This is a genomic window from Nitratireductor aquibiodomus (assembly GCF_900105565.1).
Lineage (GTDB): Bacteria > Pseudomonadota > Alphaproteobacteria > Rhizobiales > Rhizobiaceae > Nitratireductor > Nitratireductor aquibiodomus.
This window is the reverse complement of the sequence record NZ_FNSL01000001.1, coordinates 606830-625730: the sequence shown is the minus strand read 5'-3', so window position 1 is coordinate 625730 and position 18901 is coordinate 606830. Positions and strand designations below refer to the sequence as shown.

Annotated in this window: 16 protein-coding genes; 5 read left to right on the top strand and 11 right to left on the bottom strand. The window is 60.5% G+C overall.

Features of this window, described 5'->3' with window-relative positions; genetic code table 11:
* Positions 1–171 precede the first annotated feature (171 nt).
* Positions 172–525 carry a gamma-butyrobetaine hydroxylase family protein gene (locus BLW55_RS03020; RefSeq protein ID WP_007008160.1) on the top strand — a complete coding sequence of 118 codons (354 nt, stop codon included), beginning with the start codon at positions 172–174 and terminating at the stop codon, positions 523–525.
* Positions 515–1144, top strand: a complete 630-nt coding sequence (locus BLW55_RS03015) for a pyridoxamine 5'-phosphate oxidase family protein (protein ID WP_090326593.1) — start codon at positions 515–517, stop codon at positions 1142–1144. Before BLW55_RS03020 ends, BLW55_RS03015 begins: the two co-directional genes overlap by 11 nt.
* Positions 1145–1150: 6 nt before the next feature.
* Here BLW55_RS03015 and BLW55_RS03010 read toward each other — a convergent pair whose 3' ends face one another.
* Positions 1151–1501, bottom strand: coding sequence for a VOC family protein (locus BLW55_RS03010; RefSeq protein WP_007008158.1), 351 nt, complete (start codon positions 1499–1501; stop codon positions 1151–1153).
* 19 nt (positions 1502–1520) lie between these two features.
* Entirely contained in the window at positions 1521–2723 is a 1203-nt protein-coding gene (locus BLW55_RS03005; RefSeq protein ID WP_090326590.1) for an MFS transporter, read from the bottom strand.
* A 108-nt stretch (positions 2724–2831) separates the two neighbouring features.
* Between BLW55_RS03005 and BLW55_RS03000 the strand changes: the two genes are divergently transcribed.
* A complete protein-coding gene (locus BLW55_RS03000) occupies positions 2832–3674 on the top strand; it encodes an AraC family transcriptional regulator (RefSeq protein WP_025030721.1) in 843 nt (280 codons plus the stop codon).
* A 30-nt stretch (positions 3675–3704) separates the two neighbouring features.
* Here BLW55_RS03000 and BLW55_RS02995 read toward each other — a convergent pair whose 3' ends face one another.
* The gene (locus BLW55_RS02995) at positions 3705–4157 is read right to left on the bottom strand and encodes a MarR family winged helix-turn-helix transcriptional regulator (RefSeq protein WP_025030722.1); all 453 of its coding nucleotides are present in this window, start codon (positions 4155–4157) and stop codon (positions 3705–3707) included.
* 47 nt (positions 4158–4204) lie between these two features.
* On the opposite strand from BLW55_RS02995, the gene BLW55_RS02990 reads away from it, so the two are divergent.
* Both BLW55_RS02990 and BLW55_RS02985 read left to right on the top strand, forming a co-directional pair.
* Complete coding sequence (locus BLW55_RS02990; RefSeq protein ID WP_090326588.1) at positions 4205–5158, top strand: alpha/beta fold hydrolase; 954 nt, start codon at positions 4205–4207, stop codon at positions 5156–5158.
* A 122-nt stretch (positions 5159–5280) separates the two neighbouring features.
* Positions 5281–7164, top strand: coding sequence for a L,D-transpeptidase family protein (locus BLW55_RS02985; protein WP_090326585.1), 1884 nt, complete (start codon positions 5281–5283; stop codon positions 7162–7164).
* Positions 7165–7237: 73 nt separating this feature from the next.
* Here the strand turns inward: BLW55_RS02985 and BLW55_RS02980 are convergent, their stop codons facing one another.
* The 8 genes from BLW55_RS02980 to BLW55_RS02945 all read right to left on the bottom strand — a co-directional run bounded on the left by BLW55_RS02980 (position 7238) and on the right by BLW55_RS02945 (position 18782).
* Positions 7238–8692, bottom strand: coding sequence for a TrkH family potassium uptake protein (locus tag BLW55_RS02980; protein ID WP_025030725.1), 1455 nt, complete (start codon positions 8690–8692; stop codon positions 7238–7240).
* A 130-nt stretch (positions 8693–8822) separates the two neighbouring features.
* Positions 8823–9623: a methyltransferase, TIGR04325 family gene (locus tag BLW55_RS02975; protein WP_007010406.1), complete on the bottom strand. Its 801-nt coding sequence runs from the start codon at positions 9621–9623 to the stop codon at positions 8823–8825.
* A 154-nt stretch (positions 9624–9777) separates the two neighbouring features.
* The gene (locus BLW55_RS02970; protein ID WP_007010407.1) at positions 9778–10317 is read right to left on the bottom strand and encodes a hypothetical protein; all 540 of its coding nucleotides are present in this window, start codon (positions 10315–10317) and stop codon (positions 9778–9780) included.
* A 44-nt stretch (positions 10318–10361) separates the two neighbouring features.
* Positions 10362–11705 carry an HlyD family type I secretion periplasmic adaptor subunit gene (locus BLW55_RS02965; protein WP_090326583.1) on the bottom strand — a complete coding sequence of 448 codons (1344 nt, stop codon included), beginning with the start codon at positions 11703–11705 and terminating at the stop codon, positions 10362–10364.
* Between the two features lie 13 nt (positions 11706–11718).
* Positions 11719–13842 carry a type I secretion system permease/ATPase gene (locus BLW55_RS02960; protein WP_007010409.1) on the bottom strand — a complete coding sequence of 708 codons (2124 nt, stop codon included), beginning with the start codon at positions 13840–13842 and terminating at the stop codon, positions 11719–11721.
* A gap of 19 nt (positions 13843–13861) precedes the next feature.
* Positions 13862–15832: a type I secretion protein gene (locus BLW55_RS02955; RefSeq protein ID WP_143038414.1), complete on the bottom strand. Its 1971-nt coding sequence runs from the start codon at positions 15830–15832 to the stop codon at positions 13862–13864.
* A 156-nt stretch (positions 15833–15988) separates the two neighbouring features.
* A complete protein-coding gene (locus BLW55_RS20725; protein WP_177175007.1) occupies positions 15989–17797 on the bottom strand; it encodes a hypothetical protein in 1809 nt (602 codons plus the stop codon).
* A gap of 499 nt (positions 17798–18296) precedes the next feature.
* The gene (locus tag BLW55_RS02945) at positions 18297–18782 is read right to left on the bottom strand and encodes a hypothetical protein (RefSeq protein WP_090326576.1); all 486 of its coding nucleotides are present in this window, start codon (positions 18780–18782) and stop codon (positions 18297–18299) included.
* Positions 18783–18901 lie beyond the last annotated feature (119 nt).

Sequence of the window (18901 nt, the reverse complement as noted above, 5' to 3'; positions counted from 1 at the left end):
CTCGCTTTCGCTGGCATTCTTCATCAGGACCTTGCCCTGTTATGTCGTCACATAGTGCTCACTGTTCAAGCGCTGCAGGCTAGCATTTGTGCAATTGCCCGGGCAATTGCAGGGAAGGGCTTTTCACTTGGACCAAAGCTGAATAGGTCTACGGGCGAAAGGTGGTGACGGATGAAGCCTCCCAAGGAACTGCGTGTTTCAAAGGACCGTTCGGTGATGACGGTTCTGTTCCCGGATCTCGGACCGGTGCAACTTTCGGCGGAAATGCTGCGGGTGCTCTCCCCCTCGGCCGAAGTGCAGGGGCACTCACCCGAGCAGCGTATAACGGTTCCCGGCAAGCGGCATGTGACCATCGCTCGGGCGGAGCCGGTGGGCAATTATGCCGTGCGCCTCGTGTTCAGTGACGCACATCAGAGCGGTATTTTCACCTGGGTTTATCTGCATGAACTGGCCACGCAGAAGGATGCCAGATGGCAGGGGTATCTTGATGAACTGGAGGAGAAGGGGTTGAGCCGTGACATCTGAGGCGGACGCGTACACCATCACGTCGATTGACGCGCTTGAGGCGCTCTACGGTACGCCCGGAAAGGCATCGCTGGTCAAGGTGACGGACCGGGTGATACCGGAATATGCAAAACTGATCGATGCGTCGCCCTTTGTGGCGCTCGCCACCATAGGGCCGGAAGGAATCGATTGCTCGCCGCGCGGTGACAGGTCCGGCTTCGTGCGTATTCACGATGAGAAAACGCTGATGATGCCGGACCGTCGTGGCAACAACCGTGCGGATTCGCTGCGCAATATCGTTCGTGACGAACGGGCGGCCTTTCTCTTCCTCATTCCGGGATCGGGCACGACCCTGCGCGTCAACGGGCGGGCCAGGCTTTCAATTGATCCGGAACTATGTGCCTCCTTTGCCATAGACGAAGCCGCACCGCGCTCAGTCATCGTGCTTTCAGTGGACGAGGCCTATTTCCAGTGTGCGCGGGCGATTGTCCGCTCCGATCTCTGGAACGGTGCAAAGCATGCGAACCCCGAGAATCTGCCGACGCCCGGACAGATTCTTCAGGCGACGAGCCGCAGGGAGATCGACGGTGAGGCCTATGACAGTGAATGGCCCGATCGCGCCGGGAAGACGATGTGGTGACCCGCCTCAGCGATGGGTCAGAATGTTGACCAGCTTTCCGAAGGGGTCGCGGGTGTAGAAGCGCCGCACGCCCCACGGTTCCTCTGCAGGGCCGTATTCGATTGGGAAGCCCGCTTTCTCGACCCGTTCAAGCGCTTCATCGAGGTCATCCACTTCGATGGAAAGGTCGGGCACGGGGGTGTCCGATCCACCCTGTGACATGACGCTCACCTGCAGGCGCGTCTTTTCCTGAGCGCCATAGGTCACGATCCAGCCCTGGTCCATCAGCGTGTCGAGCCCGAGGACATCGCCGTAGAATCGTTTCGCTTCCCCGACCCGATCCGAAGCGATGTTGGCGACAATGCGTTTTACTTTCACGACGTGTCTCCCTTTGGGTTCAGCCTGCCTTCTTGAGGTTTGGGAGAAACACCGTCAACAGGCCGAGCAACGGCAGGTAGGAACAGATCTGGTAGACGAACTCGATCCCGGTCCTGTCTGCGATAATCCCGAGCACGGCTGCGCCAAGGCCACCAAGCCCAAAGGCAAAGCCGAAGAACATGCCGGCGACCATGCCCACGCGGCCCGGCAGCAGCTCCTGTGCGAACACGACGATCTGCGGGAAAGCGGATGCGAGGATAAGGCCAATGGCAACGGTGAGGATCGGGGTCCAGAAGAAATTCGCATAGGGCAGTGCCAGCGTGAAGGGCAGCACCCCGAGGATGGAGAACCAGATGACCGTCTTGGAACCTATACGGTCACCGATCAGCCCGCCCAGCACGGTGCCGGCGGCAACCGAGCCAAGGAAAACGAAAAGCAGGATCTGCGACTGCTGGACACTGACGCCGAATTTTTCGATCAGAAAGAACGTATAGTAGCTGGAAATGCCGGCCATATAGACATTTTTGGCGAACACCAGTGAGACTAGGATCGCCAGAGACATGGCAATCTTGCCGCGTGGGAGGGTGAGAGCCGGAGAAGGTGCTGCACGTGTGGCGGTGCGCTGGCGGTACTCCGCATACCACGCGCTCACGCGCCACAGGACGATCATGCCGAGCAGTGCCGCGAGCGAGAACCAGGCGACGCTGCCCTGGCCCCGGGGCACGACGATGAAGGCAGCGAGCAGCGGGCCGATGGCGGTGCCGGCATTGCCGCCCACCTGGAAGACGGCCTGTGCCAGGCCGTATCGACCACCCGAGGCAAGACGGGCGACGCGCGAGGATTCGGGATGAAAGATCGCCGAGCCCAGGCCGACGAACATCGCGCCAACCAGGAGCAGCGAGTAGTTGGCGGCCGTCGCCAGAAGCAGAAGTCCGATAAAGGTCGATCCCATGCCGACGGGCAGCGAGTAGGGCATGGGTTTCTTGTCGGTGGTCAGCCCGATCGCCGGCTGCAGCAGCGACGCCGTCACCTGGAACGTCATGGTTAGAAGGCCGATCTGCCAGAAATCCAGCCCGTAATCGCTCTTCAGCATTGGATAGATGGCCGCAAGCATGGACTGCATGATGTCGTTCAGCATGTGGCAGAAGCTGACGGCAAGCAGGACCGCGAAGGCGGTCTGTTCTGCCGGCGTGGAGGGCCGGTTGGCGGTGGTATCGGTCACGTCAATGCTCCATGAGAAGAGGCCGCCCTCAAGACAGCAGCCGCTTATACGCCTCTTGCAAATGACCTGCCTTGGTGATTTGGTCTACTTTTTTTGCAAGTGGGCCAAATGAATTCTCCGCGCAGCCCCAGTACGGTGGTTTTCAATACCGATCGTCCCGTCGACGACGAAAAGCGACGCAACTGGCTTGAGGAGGTCGAGGGCGATCTGGTTGTTGGCGAGATTGCGCAATTGGCACATGTTCAGGTGCCCATCCATCGCCACAGCCGTGGGCAGCTCCTTCACGCAAGCAGCGGCGTGGTTCTGGTCAAGACCGGCTTCGGACACTGGATGGTGCCGGCAGGGCAGGCGATCTGGATTCCACCGGGTATCCAACACGCGGTCGAAATGATGACCGATGTGCGCATGCAGTCGGTTTACGTGCTTCCCGAGGCAATTTCAGGGTTGCCGGCAAGACCGCGTGTGGTCGGCATCACACCATTGATGCGCAGCCTTCTGGAGGAGGTGGCGCCTTTGCCGCATGTTGCCCGGCCGACGGGCCGCAACGGCTTGCTTTATGAACTCATCATGCATGAGATTCCGCGCTTGCCGGAGCTGCCGCTGGGGCTGCCATTTCCCTCTGATCCGCGGCTCGCACGCATGTGCCGCGCCTTTCTTGACGCGCCGGAAAGCCGCGTAACGATCGATCAGTGGGCGCATTCGGCGGGCATGAGCCGCCGCACCTTCACCCGCCGTTTCAAGCAGGAGGTCGGGCTCAGCCTGTCGCTCTGGCGCCAGCAGGCCAGCCTTTTTGCTGCTTTGCCGAGGCTGGCGAGCGGCGAAGCTGTAACCAACGTGGCGCTGGACCTGGGCTATGAGAGCGTGGCCGCCTTCACGACGATGTTCAAGAGGATGTTGGGGGCTTCGCCACGCAACTATCTGAATGTTCCGGCAGCGGATGGGGAACAGTGAAGCGGCCGCGTTTCCTGAAAAAGCCGTTGTTCAGTCTTCAGCGAGCGCTTCACTGATGCGGCGCATCTGCTCGCCCATGGCCTCGCATTGCTCCGGCGTCGACTGGGCCATCACGCGGTCGATCAGCCTGGTGTAAACGGCGAGCGCTTCCATCAATCGCTCTTCACCGTCCTGCGTCAGGTAAAGCCGTAAGATTCGCCGGTCGTTGGCGTCGCTTTCACGGCGCACCAGCCCCTGCGTTTCCAGTTGCGGCAGCAGCATGGTGATGTTGGAGCGCCCGACGAGCAGGCGACGCGCAAGATCGTGCTGGGATTGCCCCGGGTGGCGATAGAGATTCATCAGCATGTCAAGCTGCGCAATCTTGAGGCCGAGTGGTTCGAGCGCCTTGCTGAGTGCCCGGACAATGGCTTTCTCCGCGCGCGCCACGGCGATCCATGTGCGAAAACGCGGATTGTCCCACGGGAGTTCTTGTATTTTGTTCATGATTGAACTAACTTTGTTCACGCTTGAACATTATATGGGTTTCCACCATGACTCGTTTCGGCCTGCGCATCCTGAAGAGCCTTTTTGGCACACTCGAACATGTCGCGCCAAGTCTCGGCGGTCGCATGGCGTTTGGGGTGTTTTGCCGAACACCCAGCCCGACGCGGCTGACGGAGAAGGAAAGGCGCGTTCTCGCCCAGTCGAAAGACTTCATGCGTCGTGCACGCAAACATCCGCTGACGACGACGCATGGCGCGGTTGTTGCCTATGAGTTTACGAACTGGGGTGCGCGTCGTGACGGTCCGGCGGTTCTTGTTCTTCACGGCTGGCGCTCGCGTACCGAGCACATGCGCGTGGTCGTTGAGGCACTGCTTCAGCGCGGCTTTCGCGTTGTTTCCATGGATCTTCCGGGACATGGCGTCTCGGGCGGACGCATTCTTAATATCCCCAAGGCGGTTGGGGCGGTGAGCGCCGTGGCGCAATGGCTGGGACCGTTTGATGCCATGGTGGGACACTCCTTCGGCGGGGCGGTCGCGCTTAATGCGATTGCCGGCTCTGTCGCCGGCGTCCCGCCGGTTTCCGTTCGACGACTGGTGACCATTGCTTCGCCGAACGCGCTGCCCGATCTCTTTTCCCAGTTCGGTGCCTTTGTGGGCCTTGGACCGAAGACGCAAGAGGCGTTCGAAGGCCGGGTCGAGGCCATTGCCGGAACGCCCCTGAAGGCGTTCGTCGCGGCGGAACAGCTGCGGGAGGTGCGGCTGCCGGCACTGATCGTTCACGCTCCGGAGGACAAGGAAGTGCCTGCATCTAATGCAAGGGCCATGGGCGACGCGGGCACGCATGTTTCGCTGGTTTGGGCGCCCGGTCTGGGGCATCGCCGGATACTTGCCGATCCCGGCATTGCAGCGCGCGTTGCGGCTTTCGTCGCGACACGCAGAGAGCGGCGACTTGAGCCTGCTGCCGCCATGCCTTTAGAAGATTGTTTACCAGTCGGCGATTGAACCTCAATTTCATAACAATTTTATCGATCACCCCGCGACCCTGCGGCTGAGACCTGTTATTCTGGTTGTGATTGAGAATATCGTGGTTGTGGCAACGAGGCCGGGTCTCGGCGGGGTGAGCGATGATGTTAAAGTCCATGCGCAAAAGTGGGCTGAGCTGTGTGGCAGCAATGCTGTTCGCCGGAAGCGTGGGGCAGGCCCATGCGCAGTCGGACAATCTTTTTGACATGCTGTTCGGAGGCGGCAACCGCGCCACCAGCCGGGCGCGAAGTGAGCCGCCGCGGACGGTGAAACCCGCGCCGGTCAAGCGGCAGCCGGCAAAGGCCCCCAGGATTTCGGGCCCGTCCTACTACAATTACAGACCTGTGCCGCTCACTCACGTCGCGTTTTCCGACATTTCGGTTCCAGCAGCCGAAAATGCGTTTCAGCCGGCACTTGAGGGCGTTGCGTTCCGCGAGGCCCTGCCCATGCTGGAGGGCGTGGAGCTATACGCCGAGAAGGACATTGCAGCGGCAATTGTCGCGTTTTATTCGAAGCACCCTGATTTCGTCTGGGTTTCCGGCTATCAGGTCAACGAGCGTGCAAAACGTGTGTTACGGGTGCTTTCGGAAGCCTCCAGCCATGGGCTTTCCGACGTCGACTACACGGTTGGAGTGCCCGGCAGCGACTTTTCCTATGACGATATAGCGGCGCGTCAGAAGGAATTGATCCGTTTTGAAATGACGCTGACCGCGCGGGCCCTGCGTTATGCGCGTGATGCACACGCCGGGCGCGTCAATCCCAACAAGCTCTCCGGCTATCACGATTTCCCCGAAAAACCGATGGATCTGGTGCAGAGCATCGGCTTCATGGCAAATATGCCGGAGGCGGACCGCTATCTGGAAGGGCTGCATCCGCGCAACGATGTTTATCGCAAACTTCGCGCGGAACTGGAGGTTTTGCGCGGGGCTGCCGAGCGTGAGATCGTCGTCGACCCGAAGATGTTTATGCGTCCCGGTGGAGAGAGCTCCGAACTCGCCAAACTGCTCAAGATCATCGAACGCGACGCCAGCGGGGCCTTCATGGAGACCCATGGTGCGGTTTTGAAAGCGCATGAGGGGAGCGAAAGATATTCCGATGCGCTGGTGCCGGTGATCAAGGCGGCACAGGAGAGTCACGGGCTCAAGCCGGATGGCATTATTGGGCCACGCACGGTGGCGGCGATCGCCGGCGTCTCAAAGGCAGCGCGGATCGAAAAGGTGCTTTATGCGCTCGAGCGGTTGCGCTGGCATCCCTCGGAACTGGGTGACACGCGCGTGGTGATCAATGCTGCGTCGTTCAATGTCGATTTCTTCGAGAACGGGAAGCCGCGCATCTCCATGCGTACGGTCGTGGGGCGCAATGCCAACCAGACCAGTTTTTTCTACGACAAGCTCGAAACCGTAGAGTTCAATCCGTATTGGGGCGTTCCGCGGTCCATCCTCGTTAATGAGATGCTGCCGAAACTCTGGCGCGATCCGAGCTATCTCGATCGCAACGGCTATGAAGTGGTGAACAGCCAGGGGCGCCAGATCTCGTCCTCTGCCGTGAACTGGGGGCAGTATGGAAGCAACGTGCCCTATAGCGTGCGCCAGAAGCCGGGGCGCAACAACGCGCTTGGGGAACTGAAAATCCTGTTTCCCAACCGGCATGCGATCTACATGCACGACACGCCGTCCAAGAGCCTGTTCCAGCGCGATACCCGTGCGTACAGCCATGGTTGCGTCCGACTGGCAGATCCGCGGGCCATGGCGGCGGCGGTCCTCGACATTTCGGTCGACGAGGTCTCGCGTGCCATTGAGATCGGCGATCGCAGCCGTCCCACACGGCGCAGGATCGAACGCGATATTCCTGTCTATGTCGGCTATTTCACGGCCTGGCCGCAGACAGATGGCGTTGTCTCCTATCATGGCGACGTTTATGGACGTGACGCACGTCTGAAAACTGCGCTGGAAAAGACGACCGATCTGCGCTCCTCGAGCATCTGACGCTGCACAGAACCGATGGGCTCAAGTGCCCATCGCAGACCGCAGCCATCGGCGGATTGGCTTGCGGATTTGATCAGTCGCGCCAGAAGGTGGGCACCAGAAGCACCACAACGGCGAGGATTTCGAGCCGGCCGAGCAGCATGGTCGCCGACAAGACCCATTTTGCAAAATCGCTGAGGGGAACGAAATTGCCGGCAGGGCCGATCGTGGTGCCGAGGCCGGGACCGACATTGGTCAATGCGGTGAGTGAACCGGTGATCGATGTCAGGAAGTCGAGGCCAGTTGCCGACAGGAGAAGTGTTGCGACCACCCAGGACGCGAGAAAGCCGACGATGAAGAGTACGACCGATCGCTGCATCTCCTCATCGACGATGCGCTTGCCATAGCGCAGTGCCTGGACGGAGTGCGGATGAATGAGCAGACGCAGCCCGTTGCGCAGCATCGCCCCGAGAATGAGGAAGCGATAGGCCTTGATGCCGCCGGACGTCGAACCGGAGCAGCCGCCCAGGAAGGTGGCGAAGAAGGCCAGGGTCACAGCGAACGGCCCCCAGAGGGTGTAATCCTCACTGGCAAAGCCAGTCGTTGTGATGATCGAAGCAAAATTGAAGGCGGTAGATGCGAGAATGTCGTCGAACGGATCGCCGGTGGTGATGCGGCGCTGGACCGCCAGAATCATGACAATCAACGTCACATAGCCGAGAAACAGTCTGATCTGAGGGTCCCGCAGGGCGTCGAGGCGTCCGCGCGCGAAGAAAAGAACCAGGATCGAGAAGGGCAGGGCGGCGAGGAGCATGAACACCGTGCCGACCCACAAAACCGCGTTGCCTTCGAAATGGCCGAAGGAGGCGTCGTGGGTGGAGAAGCCACCTGTCGCGATGGTGGTCATGGCGTGATTGACGGCATCGAAATTGCTCATGCCGGCGGCCGCATAGGCCAGCGCACAGAGTGCGGTCAAAAGGCAGTAGATGCCGACAAGCGCAATGAGAAAACTGATAAAGCGCTCGAAAGGGCGGTTCTCAATGTCCGAGGATTCCACCCGAAAGTAGGAAAAACCGCCGACTTTGAGAAGCGGCAACAGGAAGAGGCCAAGCGCGACAACGCCAACCCCGCCGATCCATTGCAGGATGGAGCGCCACAGCAGCAGCCCGGGCGGCAGGCTATCCAGCCCCGAAATGACGGTGGAGCCGGTGGTTGTGATGGCGGACACCGATTCGAAGACAGCTTCGGCAAGATCAAGTTTTAGCGAAGCCGTGTAAAACGGCAGTGCGCCCACCAGTCCCAGCATCAGCCATAAGAGAACCACGACCAGGAAGGTCGATTGCGTCGAGCCACGGGTGAGCGGCGCGCGCGTGGCGGCGGCAATGGTCAGGGCAATGGCGCCCGTGGCCAGCGAGCAGACAACGAAAATCTCCCAGTCGTCATTTCCGTAATAGAGATCAACAGCGGCTGGAAGAAGCATCGAAGCGGCGACGTAGACAGCGAAAATGGCCGCTGGATAGGTGGCCGTCCGGATTGTCGATGGCTGCACTTTCTCGACCTCGAAATGAACCGGCTCCGTGGTAGAGGAGAATGCGCTCCAAGGAAAGAGACTTCAGAAGAAGGGCAGACATGCGCAATCGGCATGACTGTGACTGCGGGAAACCTCTCGGTGCGTGCGGTCAGCGCCGCGTGCAGTAGAAACCGGCACTTTCACTCGCACCGTATTCGGGATGCGTGTCGATCACATGCGAAAGAGAAGGAATGCTCCAGCGATCGGCGATGCTGTAGCCGATGCCTTCGAGCTCTGCCAGAAAGGAGGCTTCATTGCGTATCTGGTAGGGGACCAGAGCCGGCCCGATCCGTTCCAGCGTGACGATGGTTTTTCCCCCGCGCAGCGCCACCTTGTTCAAAAGCAGATGTTTTGGTGGTGCGGCGAGACGGTCGAGAAGATCGGGCAATGGAACGTTGAGATATTGCAGCAGCCCTGATCCGAGAAACACGTCGCAGGGGCCGTGTCCATCCAGCCGGCTTGTGAAGGAGAGGTTTTCAATGCCCTCGTCGCGAGCGCGTTTCTCTCCCGCTTTGACAATGGCTGGCACGTCGTAGACGGTCCACTTCAGGGCTTCGATCTCGGGCAGGATCGTGCGGAAAGCGCGGAACTTGGTGCCCATGTGGCCACCTGCATCGAGCAGTGAGTGGATATCCTGCCTGATCTGACTGAGCCAGAACAGCACCGGGTAATCCCAGGGCACCAGCCGGCACATTTGCTCGAACGCTACGCCGGCCACCGCGTCATGATCATATCCGGCAAGGCCGCGCTGATTTGCGGCGGTCAAGGCATCCTCATATGTCGTGTAGACGCCGGAAAACCGCACCGGGCGATGCGCCACCATCCGCATGCGCCCGGCCGCCGCCTGAAACGGCAGGAAAGCGGCTCCACGCGCCTGCTTGAGCCCTTGTTTGATCTGATCCAGCGCCATTTTCAGAGTTCCGGTCCGCTTTCATCCGTGCCCTGAAGCGCGCGGATACTTTGCGAAACCCTAGCGTTGGCCGCCTGTCTCGACCAATTCATCAATAAGGCTGATCGTGAAACCAATGTGGTTAGAACGTGGGGAATGCTTCGCACAGGGTGTTTCACACTGGAAAGCCATGCTTTTTCGCCAGCGCCCAGATTTCCCGGTTCGTGGCGATCAGCCGATTGATTGAACTGGTGATATTGGCGATCTCCGCATCGTCGATCGCATCGACCTTGCCGTATTTGAGCCGATCGCCGGAATCGGAAATCCTCATGAGCAGCGTTGAGACGTTTTCCCCGCTGTCGTCAAAGGAATAGATGCAGTGATTGTATTTGTTCCGGAGCCTGGATTCGCTCATCATACTGCGCGTGACGTTCAACACGTCCTTGCGAATATCCGCATCGGTTCGATCGAGCTTTGCGAGGCGCTCGACCAGATCGACACGGGCGCGGGAAGTGTTGAGAGTGAGGAAGATGACCGTCGCTGTCTCCATGTCCACCCGCGCCAGCCCGGCGATGAGGTGGATAAGGAGGCTCTCCGTGTTCGTCCACGTATAATTGAGCTGCCCCAGCAGCGTCAGCACGTCCCGAAAACGCGAACTGCCTTCCTTCATCGCAAGACTGCCAGCACTCACCTCGAATGGCTCAATGGAAAACATGCTAGCACCCCGCATTTCAGGCGTCCACGCCAGCGCTATCGGGCTCAGTCCTCGCGGAAGGCACGGTTCATGCTGTCCATGATCGGTTTCGAGAGGTATTCGAAAAATGTGCGTTCAGCAGTCTGGATCAACACTTCCGCAGGCATGCCCGGCGTGGGCAGGAAGCCGCGGACGCTTGCGAGTTCGCTCGGTGGCAGGCGCACGCGCGCAAGGTAAATCTCGCGCTTGTCGGCTGCCGACTGATCGCGCAGGGCGTCTGCTGAAACATAGAAAACCTCGCCCATGAGAACGGGCGTGGTGCGCTGGTTGAGGGCCGTCAGCCGAACGGTCGCTTCCTGGCCCACGCGGACACTGTCGATCTTGGTGCGCGGTATCTGCGTTTCGATGATCAGGGGAACGTCGGATGGCAGGATCTCGGCAATGCTCTTGCCACTTTCGATCACGCCGCCGGGCGTGTGGTAGTAAAGCCGTATCACCGTGCCGGTGACAGGCGCGTTGATTGTGGCGCGGCGCAGAACGTTTTCGGCCGCCCGTGACTGTTCGCGCACCGCGTCCAGCTCCGCTTCGATGGCCTGCAGCTCGTCGAGTGCCGCCTGTCGATAGGCGGCCAGTGTCTGATCGGCCTGCTGACGATAACGAGCGATTTGGGCCTGCGTTTCGTCCACCTCGGCGGCAAGGCGCCCGATCTGCCCTTCCGCTTCGGCCATGGCGCGCTTTATCGCGGAAATTTCGGGTTTGCGCATCAGCCCCTGTTCATAGAGCTTCTGCTTGCCGGAGAACTCGTCCGACAGGAAGGCGAGTTGGCGCGTCAGCGCCTCGTGCTGCGCTTCGTAGCCGCGTCCGCGGATTTCAAGCGCGGCGATGTTGTTGTTCAGGAGTTCGATCTCGCTGTTCAACTTGCGTTTCGAGGATGTGAAATTGAGCTTCTGACTATCGAGAATTTCAGCGACTTCAGGATCGACCATCCGCTCTGACAGTTCGGCGGGAAAGTCGATGCTGTCCTTCTCCTGATACTCGGCACTCAGTCGGGCGACGATGGCAAGGAGGCGCGCACGCCGCAGGAAGAGCTGACGCTCATTGGCAAGGGCGGACGTCTCATCGAGCTGGAGCAGGGGCTGACCGGCCGTGATGTGGTCGCCTTCCGAAACCAGAATTTCCTTGATGACGCCACCCTCCAGGTGCTGGACGATCTTGTTTTGACCAGTGGCGACAAAACTGCCCTGGGAGATAACGGCTGCAGCGAGCGGTGCGAAACTCGCCCAGATGCCGAACCCCCCGAAACAGAGAATGAGCAGTATGATCCCGGCGATGGACTGTTTGCGGATCGACCGTGGCACTTCCGCGTACCACGTCATGTCCTGGAGTTTTGCGATATCTGTTGAGCTCATCGGATGCCTGCCTTCAGGGAAGCTGGGTGGCGAAAGGACCATTCTGCAACTGTCCGGCCTGGTGGGCTGCCAGCGCACGCAGCACGTCTTCGCGGCGGCCGAACATCGAAATGGTGCCGTTTGTCATCAGCAGAATCTTGTCGACATGCTGCAGCAGGGAGGGGCGCTGGGTGATCACGATCACGGTGATCCTGTTCTGCTTGGCGTGTTTCAGAGCCCGGGCAAGAGCGGCATCGCCAGCGCTGTCGAGGTTCGAGTTCGGCTCGTCGAGCACAATCATACGCGGATTGCCGAAGAAGGCGCGGGCAAGGGCAATGCGCTGCTTCTGGCCACCCGAGAGAGGCGACCCATCGGCTGCGACGATTGTTTCGTACCCTTGCGGGAATGTTGCGATCATCTCGTGCACGTCGGCAAGGATGGCAGCCTGATAGATGTCCTGATCGTCCACATCGTCGCGCATGCGCGCAATGTTAGCCTTGATCGATCCGGGGAAGAGCTGAACGTCCTGGGGGAGATAGCCGATACTGTCACCGAACTGGCGCTGGTCCCAGTTGCGCAGATCCATAAGGTCCAGCCGGACACTGCCGGAGGTGGGCAGGATCGAGCCGACCAGCATCTTGCCAAGCGTTGTCTTGCCGGCACCCGAATTGCCTATAACGGCAAGTGAATCGCCGGGGCGTAGTGCGAAGTTGATGCCATTAAGCACGACGCGTTTGGTTCCCTGCGGAACATACAGCACGCGTTCCACGTCCAGCCGTCCTTCGGGCTTGGGCAGGACGAGACGTTCGAGATTCAGCGGAGAGGATCGAAGCAGCGTCGAGATGCGCCGATAGGCGCCCCGCGAAAGAATGAACTGGTTCCAGCCTTCGATTGAGCCCTCGATTGGTGCAAGCGCCCGGCCTGCAATGATGGAGGCAGCGATCACCATGCCACCGGTGATGTAGCCTTGGATGGCGAGATACGCACCCCAGCCAAGCAACGCGACCTGCGTCAGAAGACGGATAGCGCGGGAGGTTGCCGCCGAGACGATGTTCCGGTCTTGTGCCTTGACCTGTGCCTTCAGCGAGCCGGCGGTGTCCTGGCCCCAGATCTTGACTGCCTCAGGGATCATCGCCAGCGCGTTGATGATCTGCGAGTTCCGCGCCATGGAGTCCAGATGCAGATTGGCCTTACTCTGGTAGACATTCGCCTCGCCAAACGGGGCGGCAGTGGCGCGCTGGTTGATGAATGCGACCAGCGTGAGCAGCAGTGCCGACAGCACCACAATGCTTCCCAGATGCGGATGGACGAGAAACACCGCCAGGATAAAGATCGGGGCGAAGGGTATGTCGAGAAATGCGAGCAGCGTGCCCGAGACCAGAAATGAACGCAATTGCTGAAGGTCGCCGAGGGTCTGGTACTCGCGCCCGGTGCCGTGAAGGGAGGCGCGCGCTGCCGCGCTCAGAATTGGCGCGCCGAGCTGGGCGGCGACCTCGACTGCGGTGCGCATCAGGATGAACCGTCGTATCGCGTCGAAAATCGCCTGCAGCAGCACAGCGCCCACGATCACGACCGTCAGCATGATCAGCGTGTCCGTGGAACGGCTCGTAAGAACGCGATCAGAAATCTGAAAGAGATAAACCGGAATGGCGAGTACGAGGATGTTGCTGGCATTGGTGAAAAGCAGCACCATCAGCATGTTTTTGCGCACCGCGGCGAGGCCGGCGGTGAGGCTTTTGGAAAAGTCGGCCGGGCCGAGCCGGCGGTGAAACTGGTCTTTTGCTCCGTTGACCCTGGTGATCTCCGGTTTGCTTCTGTCTGCTTCCGGCTTCTGACTGTCTTGCTTTGACGGCGTCTCCGGCTGCCGGGTCTCAGTCTTTTCTGCAACGTCTTCCGCGCCTCCCGTGGAGGCAGCCGGCTCTTCTTCGGCTGGTTTTGTTTCATTGTGACCTGCGGGGGTGGCGGCGTCACGGGTTTCCGCATCAGTGGCTTCGGCCCGTTGCCGTGCAGCCCGCGCGTCGACTTCCCGGAAGATGCGGGAAATCTCTTCATCGGCAGTACGCAGAATACGCAATTTGCGGGCTTCGTCTTCCATCCCCAGCGCGCAGGACGATGCGTCGTTCACATGCGCCGGGCGCTTGGTCGGTTTGTCCAGCATGTCGTTCCCCCCGATCGTCCTATCCGAGCATCGTCTGCATTACGTCGGCCGTGCCGCCGTCAGGCGTGGAGGGATCCGGCGCATTCTGGTCTGCGTCACCCTCCGGCGATGCCATGAGATCATCGCTGAGAAACGCCACCGCCTCGCTCACCAGTGCGTCCGCACCCTGCGTGTAGAGGTTCGTGTCATCGGAAATCAGTTCAGCCTGGATCAGCAGCTCATCCGAATAGACCGCGCCACCCGTATATGTCGTGGAATTGACGCCACCATCGACAATAGACGCCTGGTTGATGAGCGCGTTGGAACCTGTCGAAACATCCCAGGAGGCGTCGGCGTGTGCGGAACTCTGGCTTTTTGCCAGCGCGACCTGGTCCGCATCGCCGAGAACGTTGATCTGGCTGACATACTGAAGATCGACCACGTCGCCGGAAATGTAGAGCACCTTGATTGTCGTCAGGCCGGCGAAATCCGACCCCGACAAAAGCGATTGCGGCGCCGTCCCCGGGCCATCGCCCAGTTTTTCGAGCGCCTCCAGATAGGAAGGCGGCATCGTGTCGAACGACATGGTGCCGTACTGGGTGATGGAGGCCTCGTTCCAGAGGAGGTTTCCGCCCGTCGAGAGCGACGCTGAGCCGCCGGTCTGGAAGTCGCCGACCGTGCCCACGAGATCGTCGTCCAGAAGGATGTTCGTCTGGCAGATGATGTTGGCGTGATAGACGTTGCCGCCGACGATGATCAGGTCGTAATAGTTTCCCAGCGCGGCAAGTGACGTGGCATTGATAACCGTGTTGTTGCCGAGAACGATTTCCGTTCCGCCACCGCTGGCCGACATCACGGTGATGTCGTTGTCCTCCACGAAGCTGACCTGCTTGATCCAGTTGGCCAGCATCAGATCGCCATCAATCCGCGATACCTGCCAGTGTTCAGGGAAGACCGGCTCGCCGTTGGCGTTTTCCAGACCCGGTGGAGGCGGGTTGTCGATGGTCTGGATGGTGGCGGTGTTGAACGCCTGGGTCGGCGCCTCCGTCAGTGATTTCCAGCCGTTGAGCGCTTCGCTTGTCGTGTCGTTGTCGCTCCACAAATTCAACTGGCTGATCGCGTTGAAATGAACATAGTCACCGGCTATCGCGAGCACCGGTGCTCCATACCAGTCGTTGACGAGGATGGCTTCGTTGACGAGAAGGTTGGCTCCTGCCTCGACATCCATTGTTGCATGTGTGGAAAAGTCGGTCTCCGCGTCGCCTGCTTCTTCCTCCTCGCTGAACTTCTCGGGGAGATAGGTGTCCAGGGCGGGCAGTTCATCGACTTCTTCTCCATTCAGAAACTTTCCCTCGATGCTTTCGCCCCGCATGACGAAGACGCCGTCGTTTCCATCGAGCGCGTCAATGAATGCATCGGCGATATGCGGAGCGTGGAGAATGAAGTCACCGATTTCAGCTGCCGAGCCCGGCTCATGAAGATCACCGAAAGGCTGGAACGGGGAGGCTGCCTTGATCAGCGCTATAAGCGCCGCATCGGTGTCGCCGACGGAGCTGAAATGCAGCCCGTGGTCGCCAATGCTGAGATAGTCGTTGTCCTCCAGGCGCGCCTGCTGCTTGAGATAGAGCGCGAGCGAGCCAAGGGGCTGGTATTCTGCAAAAGCCTCTCCGCCCGCCATCAGGGGCGGTGTTTCAGCCCCCCAGATGGTGGCGGCGGGTGCACCTTGGCCTTCATTGTAAAGAGGGATGGGATCGTACCGGATTGCAACGGAAACCTGCGCATCGAACCTGTCGATGGGAGGAGGGGTGTAATCGACCCGGGGTTTGAAACCGTCCAGAGAATAGGGGCTGACGATGTTGATCTTGATGTTGAGGAGGTCGTTTTGCTCCAGGGGTGCGTCCGGGAGCGCCTTGAAATCCGAATAGTCGAGCCGCAACCGGGCTTCCTCAACCGCCTGGGAGAACAGTCCTATGAAGTGGGCGATCGCTTCCGTGGTTTGATCCATATGCATAAAGCATCACCTTGCTTCGACTTCCTGTCGATCATCGCCGCCTGTGCACCGTTGGAAAGGTGTGGAGGTTTGCGGGTGTCAGACGAAGGGTGAATTGCGCAAACCTCCGGTTCCGGCGCCCAGGGGGATCGGGCGCCGGAATGCTCTGTGCTGCCGTCAGGCGTCGTCTTCGCCGACGACTGTGCTGTTGAGATTGCCGCCGACAACCGTGGTGTCCACGGTGTTGCCGAGCACATTGGCGCCCATGACGATCTGCTGGTTGAAGGCGCTCGTATCGACAAGTGCATCGGCGCTTGCCTCGGAGATGCCGTTCACATAGCCGTCATCGCCATTGTTGGAACCCCACATGCCGCCGGCGCCGCCTGCGCCGCCTGCACCTGTGGTGGCGATGCCGCCCATACCGCCGGCGCCGCCGTTGCCGCCTGAGACCGGTCCGGCCCATGCATCACCGGCGTCACCGCCGACTGCAGAAGCCCAACCGCCTGCGCCGTCGCCTCCATTGCCGCCATTGCCGCCACGTGCTGCGCCGAGGCCGAAGCCTTCTCCTTCGCCAGCGCCGAAGCCAAGGCCCGCGCCGCCGTCGGCTGCGCCGCCAAGGCCGCCCATGCCGCCCATGCCGCCCATGCCGCCTTCGCCGCCTGTGCCTGTTCCGCCGTTTCCGCCGGAGCCTTCGCCACCTGCAGCACCTGTTCCGGTTCCGCCGGCACCGCCAGCACCGGCTGCGCCACCTTCGCCGCCTGCCGCCGCTGCTGCTGCTGCGTCGGCATCCGCCGCCGCGGCTGCGTCAGCAACACCCAGCGCTGCGGCTGCCGCCGCGGCTGCATCTGCCGCTGCTGCACCGGCTGCTGCGCCGTCGCCACCGTCGCCGGCATCTCCGCCTTCGCCGCCTTCGCCGCCTGCGCCTTCACCACCGGCACCGCCGGTTCCGGTGCCGCCCATGCCGCCGGTGCCATAGCCACCGAGGCCACCGGCACCACCGACACCGCCTGCGCCGCCGGCACCACCAGTGCCGCCATCGCCGCCGAGGCCGACGCCTGCACCGAGGCCGCCGAGGCCGAGACCTGTACCGGTGGCCGTTCCACCGGAACCGCCCGCTGCACCGTTGCCGTTGCCGCCATAGGCCTTGGCGTCATCAGCCATGCCGCCACGGGCATAGCCGCCGTCTGCATAACCGCGATCGCCATCGCCGCCGTCGGCATCGGCATCACCGCCGCCTTCGCCACCGTCGCCTCCGGCCACGATGCCGTCATCGGCTGTGGCGTTACCGCCGTTTGCGTCGCCGTTCTGGTTGAAATCGGCTTCGTTGGAGACATTCGGGTTTTCAAGCGTGTCGTTGTCGACCAGATCGTTGACCTGTCCGACAACGAAGGCGTTGTCGTTGCCGCCGCCATTGAGCGAGTCGTTCAGGATGTCCTCGAACGACATGTCGTCGCCCGGATCGTAGGAAATCTCACCGTCGCGATTGATGAACAATTCGTCGACCGATCCACCACCATAGATGTCCACGTCGGCGAAGTCGTCGTCAGAGGGAATAAAGCCGTCGAGACCGACATTCACGGATGTGTTGACGGAGGTGGCGACATTGGTTGCCACGTCGGTGTTGTTGGTTGCGTTGTTCTCTGCGTTGTTCTGCGCCGCATTGCGGGCATTGTTGCTGGCTGCGTTGTCGGCCGCATTGGTGGCCGCGTTGTCTGCGGTGTTGCCAGCCTGGTTGTTCGCGGCGTTCTGTGCCGCGTTGGCAGCGCTATTCGCGCTGGAGTTATTGCTGGTGTTGTCCGCATCATTGGTGGCGGCATTGTCAGCATCGTTGCCTGCCGTGTTTTCAGCGGTGTTGGTGGCGTTCTGTTCCTGACCCTGATACTGCCATTCACCCTGGTGCTGATGCTGGTCCTGATCCTGGTCCTGCCATTGCTTGTTGCCTGGCCAACCAGGGAAGAAAACGCCAAATCCGTTTTGCTTAGGCATGATCGTGTCCTCATCCTCAAAATGAGAACCGTGCGGACACGATCACTGTTCATCTCTCAGGTGATATTGTGTCTACACGGTCCTGCTGTTTCACGACCCGAAGGCCGTCTTTCGAAGTGCAGAGCAACGTTCGGTATTTGAATGATGTTGCACTCCTCCCTCAGTCGGATGGTGCCGATCTTCCTGGCGCGAATCCCCACCGCCCACATCATCGTTGCGACCCATGAACAGTCTTCACGACAGGGGTTCGGACTTATCCGACGGGAGGAATTGTCGTGCCGGGAGAGCGAACAAAAAACCTGCAAATTCGGTCGATTGGGGCGCATTAAGGCCTGACCATAGGTCCACCCACCACATCAAAATGGGTAGACGCGGGGTAGCTAGGTTTGGGTGAGTCGGGGAAAGCACGACAGATTCATGCCGCTTTCCACAGTTTTGTATATGTGTTCCTGCCTGTCCATCAAGGCGGCGATTCGAAGCGCCGGCTTAGGGCCTGACACTAGAAGCGGAACGTCCAGTAAAGACAGGCGAGAGTGGCAGCTGCGAATCCAATGAAGGCAAGCGTGCGCAAAAGCACATTGCGCCGCAGTGCATCGAGCGACAAATGGGCCACGACAATGCCGGCTGCGAACACGAACTGCCAGTCGACCAGTGCCCACAACGCTCCCGCGTTCCCGAACGCCATCCGCGTGACCTGAACCCCGACGATCGTTGCGAATAGCACCACGGCAGTCAGGTAGATCGGGGTCGTCCCATTGGCGTGCATCATCGCGGCTGCCCGGATCGGAAGTATGGTCACCAGCATGGCTGTAAACGCATAGAGAGCGGCGAGCGGCACGAAGGTGGCCGCACTGGCAAGGCCATCGAGCCGATCACTGCCGAGGCTTCCAAATCCATAGCCCTTGATCTGCAGCGCAAAGCCCAGGGCAACCAGCAATCCGGTGAGAACGGCGACGAGAAGGAAGGCGGATGCTGTGCGGTTCATGCGAGTTCACTCCGGAATCGGCTCGGTTCCCCTCGCTTAGGACGATCCGCCGGTCTTGAAAAGACTGGAAGTGGGAGTTGCTGCCCGTTACCGCCAGCGGTCCGAGCGTCAGGCGCGAT

Bases quoted from the DNA above. Each gene is read 5' to 3' on its own strand.
- BLW55_RS02975 (WP_007010406.1), bottom strand. From the start codon at position 9,623: ATGGCGCTGGATCAGATCAAACAAGGGCTCAAGCAGGCGCGTGGAGCC.
- BLW55_RS02970 (WP_007010407.1), bottom strand. From the start codon at position 10,317: ATGTTTTCCATTGAGCCATTCGAGGTGAGTGCTGGCAGTCTTGCGATG.
- BLW55_RS02985 (WP_090326585.1), top strand. From the start codon at position 5,281: ATGATGTTAAAGTCCATGCGCAAAAGTGGGCTGAGCTGTGTGGCAGCA.
- BLW55_RS02955 (WP_143038414.1), bottom strand. From the start codon at position 15,832: ATGCATATGGATCAAACCACGGAAGCGATCGCCCACTTCATAGGACTG.
- BLW55_RS03020 (WP_007008160.1), top strand. From the start codon at position 172: ATGAAGCCTCCCAAGGAACTGCGTGTTTCAAAGGACCGTTCGGTGATG.
- BLW55_RS02995 (WP_025030722.1), bottom strand. From the start codon at position 4,157: ATGAACAAAATACAAGAACTCCCGTGGGACAATCCGCGTTTTCGCACA.
- BLW55_RS02965 (WP_090326583.1), bottom strand. From the start codon at position 11,705: ATGAGCTCAACAGATATCGCAAAACTCCAGGACATGACGTGGTACGCG.
- BLW55_RS03000 (WP_025030721.1), top strand. From the start codon at position 2,832: ATGAATTCTCCGCGCAGCCCCAGTACGGTGGTTTTCAATACCGATCGT.
- BLW55_RS02945 (WP_090326576.1), bottom strand. From the start codon at position 18,782: ATGAACCGCACAGCATCCGCCTTCCTTCTCGTCGCCGTTCTCACCGGA.
- BLW55_RS02990 (WP_090326588.1), top strand. From the start codon at position 4,205: ATGACTCGTTTCGGCCTGCGCATCCTGAAGAGCCTTTTTGGCACACTC.
- BLW55_RS02960 (WP_007010409.1), bottom strand. From the start codon at position 13,842: ATGCTGGACAAACCGACCAAGCGCCCGGCGCATGTGAACGACGCATCG.
- BLW55_RS20725 (WP_177175007.1), bottom strand. From the start codon at position 17,797: ATGCCTAAGCAAAACGGATTTGGCGTTTTCTTCCCTGGTTGGCCAGGC.